Origin of the sequence: Pseudomonas sp. GZJR-8 (assembly GCF_002916705.1) — a bacterium.
Taxonomy (GTDB): Bacteria; Pseudomonadota; Gammaproteobacteria; order Pseudomonadales; family Pseudomonadaceae; genus Aquipseudomonas; species Aquipseudomonas synxantha_A.
The window spans coordinates 557,637-577,552 of sequence record NZ_JXSI01000003.1; the positions used below are offsets into that span (position 1 = coordinate 557,637).

The following is a 19,916-nucleotide window of genomic DNA, read 5'->3' on the forward strand; positions in this document are numbered from 1 at the left end:
GTGTGGCTGATCAGTTACGCGGGTTCCAGGCGCCGGCGTTGATGCCGTCGACCAGGCGGTTGATCGCTTCGCGCATGGCCAGGTCCAGCACCTTGCCATTGAGGGTGGAGTCATAGCTGGCGGTGCCGCCGAAGCCGATCACTTCACGGTTGGACAGCGCGTACTCACCGGCGCCCTGGGTGGAATACACCACTTCGGAGGTATTGATGTTGACGATATTCAACGCAACTTTGGCGTAGGCCACTTGGGTCTTGCCACGGCCGAGGATGCCGAACAGCTGGCGGTCGCCGGTTTCTTTGCGGCCGAACTCGGTCACATCGCCGGTCACCACGTAGTCAGCGCCCTTGAGCTTCTGCACGGTGCCTTTGATTTTGGCTTCCTGGGAGATCTCGCCCATGTTGTCGCGGTCCAGCACGCTGAAGCGGTTGGTCTGCTGCAAATGGGTGATGAGGATGGTCTTGGCCTGGCCGCCGAGACGGTCGACACCATCGGAGAAGATGCCGCGCATGTAGCTGGAGCGGTTGTCGAACTTGCCCACGGCAATCGGCACACGCACGCCGGAATAGGCTACGTGGGCGCTGGCGACTTGCTCCACCGGCATCGCGCGGTTGCTCTCGGTGGCGCAACCGGCCACGGTCAACAACGCCGCGGCGGTGAGGCCCGACAGCAGGATTTTGGACAGTGTCTTCACAGGGTGCTCCTTGGGTGAGGAAATCAGCGTTGCTGGGTTTTCCAAGGAGATAGGCAGCCTGAAAACGCACTGGCCTGGATTCTTCCCTGAAAGACGGTGATGCAACGGCTGCGGCATTTTACGGGGTTGAGAGCGGTTCTCAAGTTGTTTCGGCCATAGGTGGGGGGCTTACCCTACTGCCGACCGCAATACTCAAAGCAACGAAGATCAAATGTGGGAGCTGGCTTGCCTGCGAAAGCGGTAGTGCAGCAACAGATGCAGCGACTAACCCACCGCCTTCGCGGGCAAGCCCAATGCCGATCAATTAAACGAACGCAATGCCCAAAGCAACGAAGATCAAATGTGGGAGCTGGCTTGCCTGCGAAAGCGGTAGTGCAGCAACAGATGCAGCGACTGACACACCGCCTTCGCGGGCAAGCCCGCTCCCACAGGGGAACTGCGCTTAACCCTGACTGGCATTAGTCCAAGCCCGCCCACCAACAGCCGCCAGCCTTCGCACAGACCTACTTGAGCTCCTTCACCAGATACTGCGCAGAAATCTGCGTAATCCCGGTCAACGCCCGGCGCAAGGCTTCAGGGTCAGTGCGGTAAGTGAGCGGCGTGTAGCCATAGACGTTCTGGCCATTAAACGGCGTGACCGCCTCAAAGGTGCGCCAGATCATCTCATCGCCGCGATCCATCTGCGCCATCACGTTAAGGGTCGGATAAATCACACTGCTGAAACCCTGGGTCAGGCGAAAGCCCCACTCGGACACGGTCAGCTGAATCTGCGCATCGGCGGGCTCATCGTCGCCGACCACCTTGAGCGTCGAAGTCTTACCCAACTCATCGACAAAGCCCTGCTTGAGCAACACGCCTACATCGAGTTTTTCCGCCTCCATCACCGTCAGAATAGCCACCGGCGTCGGCATCTCGGCCAACTGCCCGAGCTTCATGCCCGCGGCAAACCCGGCGCCACTCAACGCCGCAGTACCCAGCTCGGACGCCCCGCTGGCCATGCCAACACCGGCGCCAACCCCGGCACCCAGGGCCGCGCCCCAGGCCTGTTCGCGGCCGAAGTACACCATGTTTTTTTCCCACTTCACGGGCAGGACTTTGACGGTCTTGATCTGAGCGCGGTTTTCGGGGGTGAGGGGGTGGCTGACGCAACCGCCGAGGATGAGGGTGGCGAAGAGAATGAGGAGGAGGTTTTTCACATTGGTCCTTTAATGTTTGGGGTGAAGCTTTCAGATTTGCATAGTCGTAGTGCGTTTGTTCGTGAGCAGTATGTCGGCAATGGGTGGCAAGACGTTAGTAGCTGCGTACACGCTCCGAAGCGGCGGCATTTTGATGCCTTGCGCGGGCTTGGTGGTGCGGCTTATAGTCCGGCCGTCACTCAAAAGGTGACCGGGTTTGGCGACCCGAAGAACGAGCCCTCAATAATCCAGAGAGCTTAATGATGAATCGATACATTCCCCTAACCGGCCACGACTGCACCGTCCCAGCCCTGATCATCGACACCCAGGCACCTCTCGACGTCCTTCACGACGCCGCCGTGCACCGCATTCGGGCCGTCACCCAACTGCTGGAAAACCTGGCCTTTCGCGAACAACTCAGCAGCGATGCCGTAGTACTTTCAGACTTCGCCCATTTGCTGGCCATTCCGCTGCGCGATGGGTGTGATTTGCTGGATGTCATCAGTCGCAGGCTTAATGCCGATCCGTCTTGAGTGAAAATCGGGCGGCCTTCGTGTCGCCCGCTTTGGCCTCGTGCGGGGAGGGTAAAGGCTAAATAAACCTGCCCTTTCGCACTGCTCCGCCTCGATGACCAAGCGTTTACAAAGAACCTTCACAATTCTTTTTGTTAAATTCAAATCGGCCAATTTCTTTTACATTTTTGCTACCAAAAACATAAACGTAAGTCCCGCCCAGCGAAAAAATGGATTGTTTTTCAAAATTTTGGGGATCACAAAAAATATTTACAACTGCTGACTTGGTAGCTTCCAAGTTAAAACTAGAAACATCAGAATCATAATTCAATAAAGAATAATAAACCGTTATAGTATGACTATTAGTCGCATCCATACGAACAAGCTCTGTATTTTCGTCAACCTTCCGATTACGCGCGTGCGTTCGCGCGGTGACGATTATCAAGTCACTAAGGAAGGTTGGTTTGCTAGGCTCAGGCGTTTCTTCTGTTGCTTGTTTTATCAAGACCGCTGCTATACCAACAAGCAACAGCACAAAACCCCAGCGCCAAAATCCTTTTTTTTTGTTTCATCAGTCATTATGTATGGCTCCCTTCAACCATTAATTGGTTTTTCTGCGATCTCGAATCAAAATAAATCTATGCCCTTTTCTTCTCTTTGCACCAGCTCAACTTTTTCCTTTGATATGATTTCGCCACGGGACGAGCAGTCCCCTTTTCTCGCGGCAAGGGCCGAGATCAGGAGAAATGGACACCCGAAGAAGGTTAAGTAAGTGCCATTCAAATCTATCCCCTTTTCTAGTCCCCTTTTCTACGCCCGACTTATAATAAACCATTTTGTTAAAGAATCACCAAAACAGAACCTTTACACCAACTCAACCAAGCCCAATCAAAACTGCAACACACCAACCAATTTAACCAAACAAAAAAAATCAAACCACTAGACTTTTTAGTCGGTCACCCGCATTGAGTAGTTCGTCGGCAGAAAGCGGAGTATAACTAATTACAATCAAAACCCCTTCTTCAAATTCATACACTTCTTCTACGTAACCATTCAACAAATCAAAAAGTTCACGAGGCCCCTTTCCAAAGGCGCGAAAACACAATTCCTTATCGAAATAATTCGCTGCATTTATACGAAAAACGCCATCCCTACCATTAACGTCTTTTTTGTGGCGTCACAAGCTTCCAACACTAAAGGCCAATCGTTCCTCGTAACATTCCAATCATGTAAAGCTGAGCGATAGGAGCCAAACGCCTTTATATAAACAGGAAAAACAACCTTCAACAAATACGAATAGTCGACTTTGGAGTCTGTAAATTCAATAAATAGCGCATCATCAAACTGCGCATCATCTTGGAGATACTTCTGATCTCGCAGAGCATATGAAATTCGACCTTTAACGCCGACTGGAAGTAGCTTATCCAATGACACCGAGGTCACCAACTCGCTTCCAATAGGGGGAACTTCAAAGGCATCGTTCAAACTCCACGGAACGCCCAAATCGCCTATAGCCCTCAAAAAATCTTTATGCCTCTCTTCGATAGACTCTGAAACACTAGGTCTATGCCGAAACTCAAGCTTATATTTAGTCATTACCGTACCACCCTTACAGAAATATTTCTGATATTTTGCTCAATAAGGATATCTGTTGCCCTATCGGCTGCTTTTTGATTAGGAAATTCAAAAACAGCCTTAACTCCCGGATTCTGCTTTAGCGCTGCCGATACTCGCTGAACGCTCTGTATCTGTTTATCAAATGTAGTTAGCGCCGTTTTCGATCAATCAAAGTTATACCGTTAATGTCCTCTACACTATCAAACTTCACAAAACAAAAGTGGACAGATTTATTTAATAGGTTTTTTACTGCTAACTAAAATAAATTTGCACCATTTTCAGTCCCCTTTTCTGTTCCAAATTCATTCCAACAAATTATAAACAAACAAATAAAATGTATCACATAACTTTTTAACACTCATATCTGCAGAGTCTATTTCCACTACAGCCCATTTATCATTTTTATCAAAACCGACACATCGTCCCTGCATATCATCGCCAAAAATCATGACACCTTCAAATTGCGCCGCAGTCTCCTCATCAAAAATATCACTTGCCTCTATAAGGCCGTTGTAGAGCATGAATCCGACTGTTTCAATTTCCCCACTTCCGAACTCCTGCAAAAACTCTAAGTAATCATCAGGAGCATTTTTCTGCCCTGCCCTTATTGCATTAAGACTCGCATCATCTACAGCAGCCAAGCCATCGAGCAAATGCTCTTCTTTCTTACTCTTTAAAAAAGCTTTAATATCCATCTTCACCCCCTACTTTTTGTCGGAAAAAATCTCTCTGGCCACACCTCCGGCACGGTGTATTCCACCCTGATGCTGATCCGGAAATCTGGCAGGATGCATATTCCGCCATTCGTTAGGTCCGCCAAAGCTATTTTCAATAATATGATGTGCGTCAAACGGCTGTCCGGCTTTTCGCGAAATTGTCACCCCGTTTTTTGCGACAACATCCTCCGTGTAGCGCGGCCACACTTGCCCAGTATTTACCTCCCATTGATTTATCAGATCATTTTTTACCTTGTTAAATTCCTTCCTATTGATGTCAGATAACTCTGCAAAAGGGGACAGATTTATTTAATATGCTTTTCAATTCTAATTTAAATAAATCTGTCCCCTTTCCCCCTTTCCCTGAAAATAAATCCGCTCCCATTTCTCCGAAATTTTATCCCGCAGGAACCGCATCGATATCAAACGCACCTTGCTCGTCAATTTCGACGTCTGCTCTCAACACCTCAAAATCGCAGCCCCCTAAATTTAAATGGACATTTATTTCATACACTGCACTTGAGGAGGGTCTTATAAATTCGACCTGAAGAGAATAATCTCCTTCAGGCAGTTCTAGAGGAACCGTACTCGAAATACTACCAACCTCAATATTTCTATCTATTACCGAGAAGGGAACTTTAAAGGCCCGAACCACGTCTGCGCTTATAGCGGGCACTTGTTCGTTAATGAAAAAGCTAATTATATGATCCCCTTCGTCAATCAAAGCTCTAAAAGAGACACTCCCTAACCTCCACGCAAATCCTTGCGCATAACTACGATCACTCCAATCATTATACGGCTGATCAAGCGAACTCAAAAACACGCAAAATTGCGAATAAGACAAATATATACTTTCTCTAAACCTAGCCATTAGTCCACCACCTTAATTCTGGCTTTCTCGCCATCGGGCAGTCCGCGACATGCATTACCTATACATGCGCCAGCCCCCATATTATCTTTCGGGCTTATTAGAAAAAGGGGACAGATTTGTTTAAAAGATTTTTCAACCCTAATTCAGATAAATCTGCTCCCTTTTTTCCCGCTCCCTTTTTTCACTTCTCTAGCAAAACAAAAAGGGGACAGATTTATTTAATAGATCCAAGCGCAAATTTAAATAAATCACCCCCCTTTTCTCGCGTCATTTAACGCAGCACACCTGATCATCAGAAAGATAATAAAGTCCCTCCAGCTTTCCGCAAATGGAAGGAAGACCGAAAACCGATTCCGAGGCATAAGAAATAGGCAGCTCGGATCTAATCGAACCGGCAAACTCTGAACTTTCCCACGCGGGAGTTACTATACCGCTCCAAAAATTTACGACGGCTCCCTTATCAGACAATACAACAGGCTTTAAGCATTCAATTGCGGAATTGGAGTTCCAATACAAATAGCCGCGATACACAGAGTGTCTTTCACCAAAAAAATCAGCTCGAACGATAATCTGAAAGTCTGAGCACGTTTCCTGCTCGGCGAGGGGGCGTACAGTTAACTCATCCTCCACGGTATCGTCCATCGGAAAAAACCAAACGCTGTAGCGATCAAGATCATCAATCGTTAGCTCATATACTTGTTTGTCCGACACAAATCGCCCCCCATGTAATTAAACACAACAAAAGGGGGGCAGATTTAATCAATGGCCTTTGCACTACCACCACGAATTAAGCAAATTCGCCGCCTTCCCCCAACTACCTGACTAACTAGGTAACGGTTTCTTGATCACCATTAACAGATTCAAACAGTACGCCGACAACACCAGCTGCCACAAGTCGCCGTTTCACTTCTTCACTTACTATGATCGCACCCAAATATTTTTTAAGTCTAAATATATGACTTGATCCGACCCTACCCGGGTCAACCACCAAATTGTAGAAAGCACGATAGTTGCCGGCCATATCTGGCCTAACAGGATCATCTACCTCAAACTTTTTATAGCGAGAGCGCTTTTCATCCACGCAATCGATTTGCGTTTCTATAATCATCAAAAAATAGCTCTGGCAAACCACTTTATTGTTTATCTTAACCGGCTCAAAAACGACATGCTGATAAAGTTCGTCTATCTCTGGCAAACCGGCGAGCGAATTTTTTGCCCTCTCGCTTAAAACAGGAACACTGGCGTATCCAGCGAGGGAATAATCAACTTCTTTACCGTCGAACCTTACATCGAGGGTATATGTGCCTGGCTCCGTAAAATTAACTGCAGGATCACTGAAATGCCAGTTATCTACATGATGTACATCTCCGAGCACCCACCTATCGCAGACAGTTACATCTTGTCGCATTAAGTAATATCTCATTTCAGTCCCTCGTAAGCCATTTATCAACTTCACTACCCACGATTACTGCTTCTGACTTAATCCCTTCCAATATTTTTGTCACGAATCAACGAAAAAAGGGGACTGTCTAGTCCTGAAATAGGTTTACACCTGCTTCAGGACTAAACAGCCTTTAAACTCTAGTCTAGATAAATCTGCCCTCTTTTCTTGTCCCTTTTCTTCAGTCCCCTTTTCTTAAACTTATTCATCATCCCAAAACTGCCCCGGCGGCGCATAGTTGCCATCTTCCAAGATGCTGCACCATCCAAAAAGCCTATAAAACATTTCAAGATCCAATATTTGGTAGATATCAATATCAACTTTTTTTAACGACACCCGACCGTGTGCATAGTGAGAGTATTGCCCACCTACCCCACCTATCGCTCTTTTTTCAAGTTCTGCACGATCCCACTCCAGAACGGTTCCTGCAGCTTCTGGCAAAGGGTCCAAAAATTCAATTTCAAACTCCGTTGCAATTTTGCAAATGCAAGGAATCAGCCTTTGCTCGAGCAGGCTGTGGGTTAACAAATTCTCGGGAAACTTAATGCTTAATTTCATTTCAGAGCATCCTTTGGAACAACAACATAACCTGAAAAATTCTTTTCAAAAGTAGTCGCGGGGCTAAAATACTGCTTACCATGAGGATCACGAATTGCTACGACAGAAATGCCATTTCTGGTCGTAATGCCGTCGACCACAACAAAATGGGAAAATCCGGTACCCGCTGCTTTATCCACCACTTGGACAATAACAGGCGTTCCGTTTGCTGTGTATCTTGCCAAATCAGCAACGTTACGGCTTGCATAAACTGCCGTGTTGACGCCCTCAGACTTCATCAAATTCGCAACGTCCTGAGGGAAAATCCCGTCTTTTCCGGGTGGAAGCTTTTCAATCAGATTTCCTATGTCTACTTTATGTCCCATGGTATCCAAAACCATGCCACATGAGTTGTGACCACATGTAGGTACGGGCCCTTGATTCACAACTAAACGATCACCGCTTCGGGGTAGCGAATCACCAAGAAGTGGATTTTTAGGACCTGCTCCTGAAGGTAAGCTCTTTGCTAGCTCTTCTACCAAATCCGCAGACTCAGCAACCTTTCCTTCCAAATACAGCTTTTTAGCCTTACCTAAAACTTTTTGTGCCGCATCCCCGGCGCCCGGGATGAGTCCAATACTCGCCATGGCATAGTCAAACGGATCCTCAGCCTCATAGAAGCCCTTTGCATCGCCGTAAACCGGAATGAAGTCTGAACCAAATTCAGCGAGCTGCTCAGCCAGGCGCTTTGTCTGAGCAAGCGCAATCGGGCTATCTACTTGCTTAATGCTTCGAAGCTCCGCCTCAATGGAATACGCCGCAAGCTCTTTATTCTGCTCAACTTGCTTAGCCTGCTCTTTAGCCTCAGGGCCAAATCTCGCAACCACAAGGCTTCGAGCAGCCTCCGAAGCTTCTCGCCGTAAAGAACGACAGGTAGCACCTGCACCATTCGCACTGCAGGCTGTGGTTAGCGCCAAATCTCGACTTTTATCTAGAGCATCCAGAGCGTCAGCACGCCCACACGCAGCACTATCTCCTCCCTGGCATTTCTTCTTGGCAGCCCAGCGCTCTTGGTTTTCTTCATGGTTGAGGTAGTTGTACTGTGTCGAACTGCCCGCCACCCATGCTCCAGTTTGCAAACTCTCACCGTCAGCATCACTGTCCACCGACGCCGCAAGCACACCAATCAACTGCGAGCTCATCACCAGCAAGCTCTTTCTCTTATCCTCCGGCATGCTGGCGTACTGTTTGGCGAGGCTGTCTACCAGGGCTTCGTTCACACCTGCTGCCAACGCACCAGTACGGAAATCGCCGCCAGCAGCTTCAGCTGCCAGCCCGCCCATCAACGCATGCAGTCCAATCTTGGTGATACCGCCGTCGGCGAACCGATTCTTGGAGACATCACCAATCATGTTGAAGCCATAGGCAGCAAATGCATTGGCAAGGCTGCTTTGCAATGCAGCCCCGAAGCTGGCTTCTCCTCCCAGCGCTTTAGTCAGGATGGCCGATGTGCCGTTTTGCAGAACCTGATTCGCAGTAAATTGACCAACACCTTGCCAGGTACTCAATGGGCTCGCAGATGTCACTGCGCCCGAGTTAGGCAGCGCAGTAGTAGTGCCTGTCTGCGTGCTGGTCCAGTCGTCGTAGAACCCTGCGGTCAGCCCCGCGGTAACACCCGAGACAACATAGCCCCGCATCGCATCGCTGGAGGTTACGTCCTTGACCACTGCGCCTAAATTGCCACGATTATTGATCGTGCTGATCGCACCATTACTCGCCATACCGGCAAGCACAACGCTGCCCGCAGCATTGGCCCAGCCTGCGGCAGATGTGGCTGTGGCAGCAGCCGTCGCCCCAGCCATCGAGGTACCCGTCCCAGCGGCGGCGATTGCGCCGCTTGCTGCCCCCATCGTGAAGTAGGTAACAATGATCGCTATGACAATTTGCGCGCCGGCGCCCAGGCCGGAATTACTGTATTTGAAGCTGTCGTGCAGCTCTTTGACCTCGCGCCAGTCAACATCGCCACGCTGCTCCATTTGCTTGATCCAGGCGAGGCTTGGGTCCGCCTGGACCATCGCGTCGATGGTCTGGCTTACCGTGTTCTGGTTAACCTGCCTTACATCAATCTTCAAGCCGTCCACGGCCTTGATCGCCAGCTCGCCCTGCGCCACCAACTCACTCTGACGCAATGTCTCGTCGGTATTCCCCTTACCCTTGGCGCTGGTCCACGCCAAGTCACCCTTGCTCTTCTCGTGGCTCTCCTGGTGCAGGTCTTTGACCGCCTCGAAGGTCACTGCGCCGCCACTGGTGATGGCCAGGTCCTTACCACTCTCAAGCTTGGCCCGCTGATACAACTGATCACCGCCACTGACCAGCGACAGATCACCACCAGTCTTGATCTCAGTCCCCACATTCGTGACGTGGGTCACCTCATCACGCTTGGTCTTCTTCGCGCCCCAGCCCCCCTTCTCCTTCATGTCGTAAAGGCTGTAAGTGCTGTTCTGCGCCGCCAACAAACTCAACTTATCCCCGCTATACAGATAAGCCTCATTCCCCGCACTGATCCTGCTCGCCACAATCGTGGTATCACGCCCAGCCTGGCTGACAAAATCCCCACCCGCCGTCAGCACGCTTGCCACTTGAGTGGTCTGGTCGTCCGAGGTCTTGATGCGTTTTTTGCCGTCCTTTTCCTTGCCCTCGACGTTGTGCATGTCGCTGACCGAGGCGACGTTGAGGTCGCGGCCGGCGGCGATGTTGAGGTCTTTGCCGGCGGTGGCATTGCTGCCAATGATGTTGACGTCTTGGCCGGCCTGCATGTTGAGGTTGCCGCCCGCCGTGACGCTGGCGGCGAGGTTTTTGACGTCGGTGGTGATGCTGGATTTCTCGCCGCCGTCGCGGCTCTCGTGTTTGACGCTGGTGTCGCTGGCGGCGATGAGGTTGAGGTCGCGGCCGGCGGTTAAGTTAGCGTCCTTGCCAGCGGTGAGGGCGCCTCGGTTGGTGAGGTCGCGGCCGGCGTCGATGGCGAGGTTTTCGCGGGCGACGATGGTGCCGGCGCTGGTGTCGGTGAGGGTGCGCATACCGGCGCCGTCACGCACCTGGATGGCGGTGGTCTCGTTGGTGATGTCGCCTTTGAGCGCCGTGAGGCTGACTTGTTTGCCGCGGATTTCGCCGGCCATGGCGTTGCGGATGCTGTCCTGGGCCAGCAGGCTGAGGTTGTTGCCGGCTTCGACCAGGCCGCCGGTGTAGATACTGCCGCTGCTGATGGCAGAGAGGTTGTTGCTGGCGCGCAGGGTGCCGACGTTGATCAGGTCGCCGCCGGTGACCAGGTTGAGGTCGCGGCCTTGGATGAGGCTGTTGCCGCGCACGTTGCGCGAGTCGGCCTGGGCCAGGTACAGCACCGGCACGAGCACGGTCTGGCCGTCGATGACGCGGTTTTCCATCCACACGATGTCGTGGGTCAGGGCGCCGACTTGCTGGTCGGTGAGGGCCACGCCCAGGCTAAGGCGCAGGGCGTCTTTGCTGGCAAGGCCGTTGTCCATCAGGTAGCGGAACTGGTCGGCGTCGCTGTACAGGCCGCCGGCGAGGAAGCGTTGGCCGGTTTGCGCGAGGACGGCGTCGCGGATCAGGCGGGTTTCGTACTGGCCGTCACCGAGGCGGCGCCAGGCATTGTCGGCAGTGAAACCGAGTTTGCCGAGCATGTAGTCGGAGCTGAAGAAGCCCGACACCGAGGTGAACTCGGGGTTGGTTTCGATCAGGTAGTGGCTGGTGGGGTCGGCGTTTTTGACGAACAGGCCGTACTCGCCCTTGGGCAATTGGAAGGTGGGCGAGGTGGTGGGATCGACCGGGGCGAAGGCGGTGCCGGTGTAGTCCACGGGCACGAAGCCGCCGCCAGGGGCCACACCGACTACGGGCAATACGCTGCCGGGCGCCTGGGCGCTCGGGTCGTTGGCGTGTTTGCTCAGGTTGATGTTGATGCCGCCGACGGGGATGCCGGTCTGGTCGTCGCCGAGGGTGCCGGTCAACTGCGCCAGGGTGTTGTTGTGCAGCGTGCCGTTTTGCAGGGTGCGGGCGACGTTGAGGTTGACCGTGCCGCCGGCTTGCAGGGTGGCGTCGTAGCCGGGGCCGCTGTTGTTGGTCCAGGTGGTGACGTCACTTGCGTAGGCGAACGGCAGGCTATTGGGTGAGCGGCTTTTGAGTTCTTCGAAGCGCGCCTTGTCGAAATTCCCGGCCGCCGTGGCCGCATTGAACGCGGGCACGTCGACATATTGCATGCGTTCAAACAAATCGTCGGAGACGTGACCTGGGGTGCCGATGACAAGCTTGCGCTGGCCCGTGCGCGTGGCGGCGCCCTGATTGAGCAGGTCACCGGCAGTAATGCTCAGGTCGCCATTGGCGGCCATCAGGCTGTAGCGGTTCTGCACATTGTCGCCTTGCAGCAACATGTTTTTGCCAGCCACCAGGCGTGCCGCTACCGAGTCCTTGGTCGCCGCCTCAAGGTACGTTTCGTAGATGGTGATCTCGCCGCGTTCCCAGTTGTCGCTCTCGCCGCAGTGCTGGCCACAGATCCAACTCAAGCTGCCGGTGGTCAGCGTTTGCCCGAGTTCGAATGCGTCTTTGGCGTTTTCGATAAAGCCTGCATTGATGCCGATCGAGCCTTCGCTTTCCACGGTGCCGGAACGGTTGCTGAACAGCACGGCACGCCCGCCATCGCGGGCGGCGAAACTCAGGTTGCCTTTGCTGTAGACATCGCCATAGCTGTTGCTGAAGCCATTGCTGCGGAGGGTCATGTCGCCGCCGCTGAACAGCAGCGTGTCGGCGGCATTGGTGATGCCGTTGACTGCGGTGAGGCTCACTGCGCCCTGGGCACCGAGGGTGCCACGGTTGTTGATTTGCGCGGCGGCGATATCCAGCTGCTGACGGGCCGTGAGGAACCCGAGGTTGTCCAGGGTGCCGCCCAGGGTCAGGCGGGCATTGGTTGCGGCCAGGCGGCCGCCGTTCTGGCTGAGGTTGTTGGCGGCGACGGTGAGTGTTTGCAGGGCCGAGACGCGGCCGCTGTTGGTGATATCGCCGGTGGTGATGCTGATGTCACCGTCGCTGAGCAGTTCACCGCCGTTGTCCAGGCTGGCCACGTTGAGGATCAAGCCCTTGGCGCTGGCCATGCGGTCGCCGGCCTTGAGGGCCAGCCCCTGGTCGCTCTTGTAGGTGAGCACGTCGTTGAGTTGCACGCGGCCCAGGCCGTCGACGTTGCCGAAGGCCCAGTCGGCGCTGCCCATGCCCTGGATATTGCCCTGGCTGCCGGAGAGGCTGGCGGTGTTGAGGTGGAACAGGCCGGTGCCGGCGTGTTGCAGCATGCCGTTCTGGTTGTTGACGCTGGCGGCGTCAAGGCTGAAGGCCTGGCTGCCGAATTCGAGGGTGCCGTTCTGGTTGTTCAACGCACCGCTGAGGTTGACGCGGCTGCTGGCGCCGCCCAGGGCACGCAGTTGCCCGTTGGCGCTGTTATCGAGGTTGCCGCCAGTGAGGGCCAGGCCCTGGTTGGCTTCGACCAAACCGCCCTGGTTGGTGAGGGTGTCGCGTGAGGTCAGGTTGATCTGATTGCCGCTGATCTGGCCCGCGCTGTTGTCGAGGGTGGCGCCGCTGACGGTCACTTGTTCTTTGCCGAACAGTTTGCCGCCACGGTTGGCCAGGGCTTCGACGGTGAGTTGCAGGTTGCCGACCAGGCTTGCCATCAGGCCGCCGCTGCCGTTGTCGACGTTGTTGGCGGTGACGGTCAGGCTGTCGCCCTGCACGGTGCCGCCCTGGTTATCCAGGCGGGTGGTGTTCAGTTCGGTGAGGGCGCCGCCGCTGAGGATCAGGCCCTTGCGGTTGCTCACATCCTGGCCGCTGTAGCTCAGGCCTTCGGCGCCGGCCAGCAGTTGGCCGTTGTCATTGTTCAGGTGCTGGGCGGCGATGTCCAGGCGCTTGCCGCGCAGAGTGCCGCCGTCGTTGTTGAGGGTGGTGAGTTGCTTGACCAGCACGCTGCGTTCACCCGCGTCGATCTGGCCACCGACGTTGGTGAGCAGGTCGCTGACCTTGAACACCACATCACCGCCATCGCTGACCAGCGCGCCTTTATTGCTGTTGTTGAAGGTCTGCGCGGTCACGTCGACGGTCTGCCCCAGCAGGATGCCGGCGCTGTTGTCGAAGCGCTCGCCTTGCAATTGCAGCAGGCCCTCGCTCTGGATGCGGCCTTGGGCGTTGAGCAGCTGGCCCGGGCCTTTGAGCAGCAGGCTTACGCCCTGGGCGCCACCGGCGAGCAGGCCGGCGTTGCGGTTGTCGAGGCCGGAAGCGCGTACGTCGAGTTGGTCGCCCAACACGCGCCCGGCGCGGTTGTCGATATCGCCGCCAGCCACGTCGAGCAGCAGTTGCTTGCCGACAATCGTGCCGCTCTGGTTATCCAGGTGGGCGGCGTGCAGTTCGATATCGCCCTGCCCGGCCTGCAAGCGGCCCTGGGCGTTGTTGAGCTGTTGCGCGGCGGTGAGGGTCAGCTTGCCGGTGTCGGCGCTCAGTACGCCGCCTGCGTTGCTGCTGAGGGTACCGGCAGTAACGTTCAGATCGGTGCTGGCCTGGGCGAAACCCTGATTGTTGTTGAAGGTGTTGGAAACGGCTAGGTTGAGTGCGCCACCGTCGGCCTGGATCAAGCCCTTGAGGCTGTTGTCGAGATTGCTTGCATTGACGGTCGCGGTTTTGCCCACCAGTACGCCGTTCTGGTTGTTCAGGGTGCCGGCGTTGACGGTCAGGTCGTTGGCGATAACTTGCCCGCCGCTGTTGTTCAGTTCGGCACTGGTGAGCACCAGGCTACCACCGGCCATTTCTATACGGCCCTGGCGGTTGTCCAGCGAGGCGCTGTTGAGCGTGGCGGCCTGGCCTTCGCCGAAGCGGATCAAGCCGCCGAGGTTGACGATGGCCGGAGAGTTGATCACCAGGCTCTGCTCGCCGAACAGGCGGGCGCTGGCGCCCTGGTTGGTGAGTTTGGCGCTGCTGACCTCGACGGTCTTGGCCTGGATGATCGCGCCCTGGTTGGTCAGCGCCTGCGCGGCGGTGATCGCCAGTGCACGGCTGGCCAGCAGGTTGCCGCTGGTGGTGACGGTTTGCGCGTTCACCACCAGGTCGCCCGTGGTGTTGCGGCTGTTATCGGCGGCAACGCCGGCTTCGATGATGCCGGGGTTGTTCACGCTGGCCGCGTTGATATCGATGCGCTGGCCGGCGGCGATGCTCTTGCGGTTGACCAGGGCCTGGGCGCTGGTGACCTGCACATTGCCGTTGGCGTAGACCTTGTCGGTGAGGTCGACGTTTTGCGCGGTGACTTTGACGTTACCGGTGGCCGCCGCCTGCGCCATGCTCAGGCGCCCGTTGGCGTCGAGCTGAATATCGCCACCACTGGCGGCCAGGGTGCCGTCGAGCTTCACGCCCACACCGGCCTCGGTGCCCACCAGTTTGATCGCGCCGGCATACATGCCGCCCAGGGCCGAGGAGTCGATCGCCAGCTCGGGCTTGGCGCTGCCGTCGTCGGCACGGGCGGTGGTTTTCAGGCTTTGCGCATCGACGTCGTTGCGCCCGGCAATCACGTTGAGTTCGCGGGCGTTGATTTGTGCGTTGATCTTGGCCGAGCGGGTGATGATGTCGAAGCGTTCGACGTTGCTGGCGTTCAAGCCCTGGCCGTCGATGGTCACGGCGCCGCCATCCACTTCATAGCGCTGCAATTGACCGCTTGCGTCGAGCACCGGTTTGCCGGTGGTGAGGGTGACGTTGGGGGTGTTGATAAAGCCGCAACCGCTGCACGTCACGCCGTACGGGTTGGCCACGATGACCTTGGCCGACTGCCCCGCCACTTCGGTGTAGCCGCGCAACTGGCTGGGGCTGCCGCCGTTGACTTCGTTGAGGATGACGTTCGCCGCGCCGCCCTTGAGGTTGGGGTTGCCGACAATGATCCCGCCCAGTTGGGTGTTGACCATCGCGCCGTTGCCATTGTTGAGAATCACGCCGTTGGGGCCGACGTTGTAGTCCTTGAACTGGTTATGGGACAAGCCCGCGCCATTGGGGGTGGCGATGTTCACCACCGGCACGCCATTGCCCGCCGCGCCCACGGTGGTGCCCGGCGCACTGACCACAATGCCCTCGGCCTGGGCCAGCAGCGGCTGCCAGAACAATGCGTTGGCAAGGATCAACGCCAGCCCGCGCTTGGGCAGGCCGAAGAACGCGTCCCGGCGCTTCAGGGCGGCAGAAGGTTGGCGGGCCAGGAAGGCGAATTGGCGAACATCCATTGTCAGGCTCTCATGCAGCGGGGCGTTGAATTACAGGAAAAAATCCATGCGGAAGTAGATCGGCGCTTCGCGCTCGGTGACTACACCGGGTCTTTCTAACGAATGAGCAAAGGTCACGCTGGTGCTGACGTGTTTGCCACGGGCGAACAGCTCCAGGGAGTTGCTGGACACCCGGCCATGAACGTTGTCGTTATAGCGGTCGTTGCGGATCACGCCCTGGTCGTAGCCGACGCTGGCGCCGTATTCGAAGAAGGCCGGGCGCATCCAGTCGAGGGTCACCGGGCGTGCCCAGCGCACTTCGTTGCGCCAGTAGCCGCCGCTGTCGCCGGTCAGCAATTGGTCCTTGAAACCGCGCACCGAGGCCGAGCCGCCGAGGCTCATACGCTGCGGCGAAAACAGCGGGTCTTCACTGCGCTGCCCGGTGGCCAGGCTGCTGAAGCTGAACGACTCGCCCCACAGGCTGAACGGTTGCAGGTAGCTGACCGTGGCGGTGTATTTGCGGTAGCGCGAGTTCGGTTGGCGACGGCCCGCAGGGTCACGCTCGTCTTGGGCCTGGGCGTCGAGCAGGCCGATGCCGCTTTGCATGCCCAGGTCCAGGTTGACGAAGGCACTGCCGATGCGCCGCCCGTGGTTGACGCCCAGTTGCAGTTCGCTGAGGCGGTTGCTGCTGGGCGCGGTGCGCACGTCGAGGATGTAGTTGTTGGTGCGCAGGTGCGCCAGGCCGACGTTGACCGAGGTCTTGCTGACGTCATCGCGGTGGATCACACGCTCGGCGCGCAGTTGGTGGTTCTGGTTGTCGCCGTCCTGCTTGTATTTGAAGCCGTCGGCGATGCCGTAGGTGCGGTAGTCGCTCTCGCTGTAGGTGTAGCTGAAGTTCCACCAGCCCCATGGCACGTTGTAGTAGAGCATGGTGTTTTTCGAGGTTTTCTGGTGGTCGCTGATGGCGTCGTGGCCGCCGCGCAGCATCAGTTGGTCGCCCAGGCCGAGTGGGCTGTCCCACTCCAGGCCGGCGCCCCATTGCTGTTCGCCGGTGCTTTTCTGCCCGTCGTTGTTGCGCGACAGGCTGGCGCGCCAGGGCTTTTGCGCGGTGTTCTTGACCACCACGTCGCTACCGCCGATCTGCTTGCCGGGGGTGAGCTCCATCTGTGCTTGTTTGGACGGCAGGCGGTTGAGCTGGTCCACCAATTGCTCGATTTCACGCAGGTTCAGCGCTTCACCGACCTTGCCGGGAAAGGCCATGGCCAGTTCGCGGTCGGTCACTGTGCTGCCTTCGGCGCTGCGCAAGGCTTCGAGTTTGCCTTCCACCACCAGCACTTGCAGGTGGCCGGTGGAAAGGTCCTGTTGCGGCAGGTAGGCACGGCTGGTAACGCGGCCTTTGCCGAGGTAGTAGTCGGTGATGGTTTTGAGCAAATCGTTAAGCTGCGACACGCCCAGGCATTGGCCGATGTAGGGCTTGAGCAGGCGCTCGCGCTCGGGCGCCGGCAGGCTGTCAGCACCTTTGAGTTCGATGGTTTTGATCGGGAAGCACCGAGTGTCGGCAGGGCTTGCCGGGGCTTGGGGCTTTTCCGCTTTGCCGGGCAGGTCCTGGAGTTCCTGCAGACGCCGCTGTTGCTCTTCGAGCAGGCGATTCTGCCGGTCGCGGATCAAGTCCTGATCGCCAGGCGTGGGGGCGGCGGATGCACTGTTCAGGCTCAGGCAGGTGAGCAGGAACGTGCAGAGAAGAAACCGAGTCCGTGGCAATAACGAAGACATGTTCGATCCATCGAAAATCAAGGGCCGCGAAACTAACATCGAACTTCCAGCTAGCCTAGAAACGGGCGAAGTTGGGCCGTTCGCTGAAATAGTCTTCAAGCTATTGATTAATAAATATAAATTTTCATCAAAAGGGCCAAGCCTTTTCACCGGAAGTGATTATTCCGACAAGTGGCAGCGATTTTGATGGCAATTCGACGAAGGGTTTTTTGATTGCCATTATTTAGCCATCAAGTTTCGTCGAGTTAGGTTAGTACCGAGGAAAGGAGAAAAGTTCGCGGGGGTTTTGTGAATTGGATCCCATTTATCGGAATTCCAAGGAGAGGGTTGGACCACTGCAATCTAAACGGTGGGAAATAACCAATGTGGGAGGGGGCTTGCTCCCGATAGCGGTGTGTCAGTCATATATCTGGTGACTGACACTCTGCTATCGGGAGCAAGCCCCCTCCCACATTGTGTACTCGCAGCATTGAGGATGTCAGCCAATGCCCTTGTCTTTGTCGGCCTCGGGCACCAGGGTCAGACCGGGGCGCTCGACGTCGCGGGAGACATGGGACTTCACGTCTTCCACTCCGCCCTCCTCGTCGTTGTGGATCACCAGCACGCCGGGTTTGCGAAACTGCTCCAGGTGGCCATCGCCCAGGTTGAAGCTTTCACTCAGGTGCTTGTCGCTCAGGGCATTGGCCTCTGCGCGGCGCTGGGCAAACTGGCGGCCGCGGCGCTGTTGATAGCGCGCCCAGCCGATCAGGATCAACGCGTTGAACAAGGCGATCCACAGGTAGATCTGCAAGGTGTTGAGCGCGGCAAAGATCGGCGCCTCGATGCGTGGGCCGCCATGGGTCTCGAGCATGGCGCCGATGCCACGTGCCAGCAGCCAGACCAGCCCGCCCCAGGCCAGCAGGGTCAGCAACACATCGATGATCCACATCACAGGGCTCTGGCGAGTTCTGACCAGTTTCATAGTCACGCCTCCTCTTGGGCAGGTTTGATACCACGGTCCGGGCTGACCCAGCGTGCGCGTTTTTGATGCTGGTTGAACAACACCTTGGGAAAGCTGACCAGGGTGGTAAACAGGCTCACCAGCCAGAACACCATCGGGTACCACACGGTCCAGAACAGGGTTTTCCACAGGTCTTTTTCGTAGCGCCGGTCAATCAGGATGCTGACCGCAAACTGCAGCAGGCACACCATCGCCAGCACCAGGCCGGTAAACGCGGGTGGCACCAACGAGTCCACGGTAATCGCCGCCGGCAGCGTGACGAATTTACCCACGGCCCAGAAGATCACCGACAGCAGGAAGGTGAAGGCCCAACCGGTGGACAGGCAGTATTCGAACAGCAGCGGCCACAGGTAGCGATGGCGCCATTGCCAGATGCCGCGAATATTCTTGAACAGCACTTCGGCGCCGCCCTGGGCCCAGCGCAGGCGCTGTTTCCACAGGCCGCCGACGGTCTCGGGCATGAGAATCCAGCACAGGGCACGCGGCTCGTAGAAGATCGACCAATGATCCAGTTGCAGCTTCCAACTGACATCGATGTCTTCGGTGATCATGTCGGTGCTCCAGTAGTCGATGCGGTCCAGCGCCTTCTTGCGAAACGCCACCACTACACCCGAGACCGTGAAGATCCGTCCGAACACCCGCTGGGTGCGCTTGATCAAGCCGATGATCGAGGAGAACTCGCCGACCTGCACGCGGCCGATCAGGGTCGAACGCGTACGAATGCGCGGGTTGCCGGTGACGGCGCCCAGGCGCGGGTTGTCGAGCATCGGTGCCACCATGTAGGCCGCCGCGTTCTTGTCGAGCAACGCATCGCCGTCGATGCACACCAGGTATTCGCTGCGGGCGGCCACGGCGCCCATGCGCAGGGCTACGGCCTTGCCCTGGTTCTGCGCCAGGTGCAGCACGCGCAGGCGTGGGTGTTGCAGTGCCAGGGCATCGAGTACCGCAGCGGTGTTGTCGCTGGAGCCGTCGTTGACCGCGATCACTTCGAGGTTCGAGTACACCTGACCAAGTGCCGCGGCAATCGTGTCGGCGACGTTATCGCCTTCGTTGTAGCAAGGGATGATGATCGAAATCAGCGGCTCGCCGGCCAGGATCGGCGCCGGGGTGTCTTCCTCCCAGGGCCAATGGCGCTCCCAGTGCAGCCAGAAGTACAAGCCGCCGGCGATCCACAGCGCCGACATGAACAGCGGGTAGAAGAACACGAAGTCCATCAGAAACTGCCCGGTGATCAGGAAGATCAGGCCCAGAGGCAAGCCCAATACCAGCGCCAACACGAATAGAGCCAGGATTCTGTCGAACAT

At 56.1% G+C, this 19,916-nt stretch carries 14 protein-coding genes; 1 reads left to right on the forward strand and 13 read right to left on the reverse strand.

What is annotated here, in order from left to right; all coding sequences use genetic code 11:
- Nucleotides 1–10: 10 nt before the first annotated feature.
- Both TK42_RS08825 and TK42_RS08830 read right to left on the reverse strand, forming a co-directional pair.
- Nucleotides 11–691, reverse strand: a complete 681-nt coding sequence (locus TK42_RS08825) for a CsgG/HfaB family protein (RefSeq protein ID WP_005783620.1) — start codon at nucleotides 689–691, stop codon at nucleotides 11–13.
- Between the two features lie 503 nt (nucleotides 692–1,194).
- On the reverse strand, nucleotides 1,195–1,887 hold the full coding sequence (locus TK42_RS08830; protein ID WP_103734041.1) for a hypothetical protein: 693 nt from the start codon (nucleotides 1,885–1,887) through the stop codon (nucleotides 1,195–1,197).
- Between the two features lie 254 nt (nucleotides 1,888–2,141).
- Between TK42_RS08830 and TK42_RS08835 the strand changes: the two genes are divergently transcribed.
- Entirely contained in the window at nucleotides 2,142–2,399 is a 258-nt protein-coding gene (locus tag TK42_RS08835) for a hypothetical protein (RefSeq protein WP_005783616.1), read from the forward strand.
- A gap of 106 nt (nucleotides 2,400–2,505) precedes the next feature.
- Here TK42_RS08835 and TK42_RS08840 read toward each other — a convergent pair whose 3' ends face one another.
- From TK42_RS08840 to pgaC, 11 genes are all read right to left on the reverse strand, one after another.
- A complete protein-coding gene (locus tag TK42_RS08840) occupies nucleotides 2,506–2,913 on the reverse strand; it encodes a hypothetical protein (RefSeq protein ID WP_103734042.1) in 408 nt (135 codons plus the stop codon).
- Nucleotides 2,914–3,509: 596 nt separating this feature from the next.
- On the reverse strand, nucleotides 3,510–3,974 hold the full coding sequence (locus TK42_RS08845; protein WP_256584555.1) for a hypothetical protein: 465 nt from the start codon (nucleotides 3,972–3,974) through the stop codon (nucleotides 3,510–3,512).
- A gap of 323 nt (nucleotides 3,975–4,297) precedes the next feature.
- Nucleotides 4,298–4,690, reverse strand: coding sequence for an SMI1/KNR4 family protein (locus TK42_RS08850; protein ID WP_177464438.1), 393 nt, complete (start codon nucleotides 4,688–4,690; stop codon nucleotides 4,298–4,300).
- Nucleotides 4,691–5,108: 418 nt separating this feature from the next.
- Complete coding sequence (gene comJ / locus TK42_RS08860) at nucleotides 5,109–5,582, reverse strand: competence protein ComJ (protein ID WP_103734044.1); 474 nt, start codon at nucleotides 5,580–5,582, stop codon at nucleotides 5,109–5,111.
- A gap of 267 nt (nucleotides 5,583–5,849) precedes the next feature.
- On the reverse strand, nucleotides 5,850–6,293 hold the full coding sequence (locus TK42_RS08865) for a hypothetical protein (RefSeq protein WP_087945075.1): 444 nt from the start codon (nucleotides 6,291–6,293) through the stop codon (nucleotides 5,850–5,852).
- Between the two features lie 115 nt (nucleotides 6,294–6,408).
- Nucleotides 6,409–6,990: an imm11 family protein gene (locus TK42_RS08870; RefSeq protein ID WP_242462635.1), complete on the reverse strand. Its 582-nt coding sequence runs from the start codon at nucleotides 6,988–6,990 to the stop codon at nucleotides 6,409–6,411.
- Between the two features lie 234 nt (nucleotides 6,991–7,224).
- Nucleotides 7,225–7,581, reverse strand: coding sequence for a hypothetical protein (locus TK42_RS08875; protein ID WP_003187492.1), 357 nt, complete (start codon nucleotides 7,579–7,581; stop codon nucleotides 7,225–7,227).
- Complete coding sequence (locus TK42_RS08880; RefSeq protein WP_103734046.1) at nucleotides 7,578–15,860, reverse strand: DUF637 domain-containing protein; 8,283 nt, start codon at nucleotides 15,858–15,860, stop codon at nucleotides 7,578–7,580. The genes TK42_RS08875 and TK42_RS08880 overlap by 4 nt, the downstream gene beginning before the upstream one ends.
- A gap of 30 nt (nucleotides 15,861–15,890) precedes the next feature.
- Complete coding sequence (locus tag TK42_RS08885; protein WP_005783598.1) at nucleotides 15,891–17,612, reverse strand: ShlB/FhaC/HecB family hemolysin secretion/activation protein; 1,722 nt, start codon at nucleotides 17,610–17,612, stop codon at nucleotides 15,891–15,893.
- A 478-nt stretch (nucleotides 17,613–18,090) separates the two neighbouring features.
- Nucleotides 18,091–18,573, reverse strand: a complete 483-nt coding sequence (gene pgaD / locus TK42_RS08890; protein WP_103734047.1) for a poly-beta-1,6-N-acetyl-D-glucosamine biosynthesis protein PgaD — start codon at nucleotides 18,571–18,573, stop codon at nucleotides 18,091–18,093.
- 2 nt (nucleotides 18,574–18,575) lie between these two features.
- Nucleotides 18,576–19,916, reverse strand: a complete 1,341-nt coding sequence (gene pgaC, locus TK42_RS08895; RefSeq protein ID WP_103734048.1) for a poly-beta-1,6-N-acetyl-D-glucosamine synthase — start codon at nucleotides 19,914–19,916, stop codon at nucleotides 18,576–18,578.

Bases quoted from the DNA above. Each gene is read 5' to 3' on its own strand.
- pgaD (WP_103734047.1), bottom strand. From the start codon at position 18,573: ATGAAACTGGTCAGAACTCGCCAGAGCCCTGTGATGTGGATCATCGAT.
- TK42_RS08875 (WP_003187492.1), bottom strand. From the start codon at position 7,581: ATGAAATTAAGCATTAAGTTTCCCGAGAATTTGTTAACCCACAGCCTG.
- comJ (WP_103734044.1), bottom strand. From the start codon at position 5,582: ATGGCTAGGTTTAGAGAAAGTATATATTTGTCTTATTCGCAATTTTGC.
- TK42_RS08870 (WP_242462635.1), bottom strand. From the start codon at position 6,990: ATGCGACAAGATGTAACTGTCTGCGATAGGTGGGTGCTCGGAGATGTA.
- TK42_RS08845 (WP_256584555.1), bottom strand. From the start codon at position 3,974: ATGACTAAATATAAGCTTGAGTTTCGGCATAGACCTAGTGTTTCAGAG.
- pgaC (WP_103734048.1), bottom strand. From the start codon at position 19,916: ATGTTCGACAGAATCCTGGCTCTATTCGTGTTGGCGCTGGTATTGGGC.
- TK42_RS08885 (WP_005783598.1), bottom strand. From the start codon at position 17,612: ATGTCTTCGTTATTGCCACGGACTCGGTTTCTTCTCTGCACGTTCCTG.
- TK42_RS08880 (WP_103734046.1), bottom strand. From the start codon at position 15,860: ATGGATGTTCGCCAATTCGCCTTCCTGGCCCGCCAACCTTCTGCCGCC.
- TK42_RS08850 (WP_177464438.1), bottom strand. From the start codon at position 4,690: ATGGATATTAAAGCTTTTTTAAAGAGTAAGAAAGAAGAGCATTTGCTC.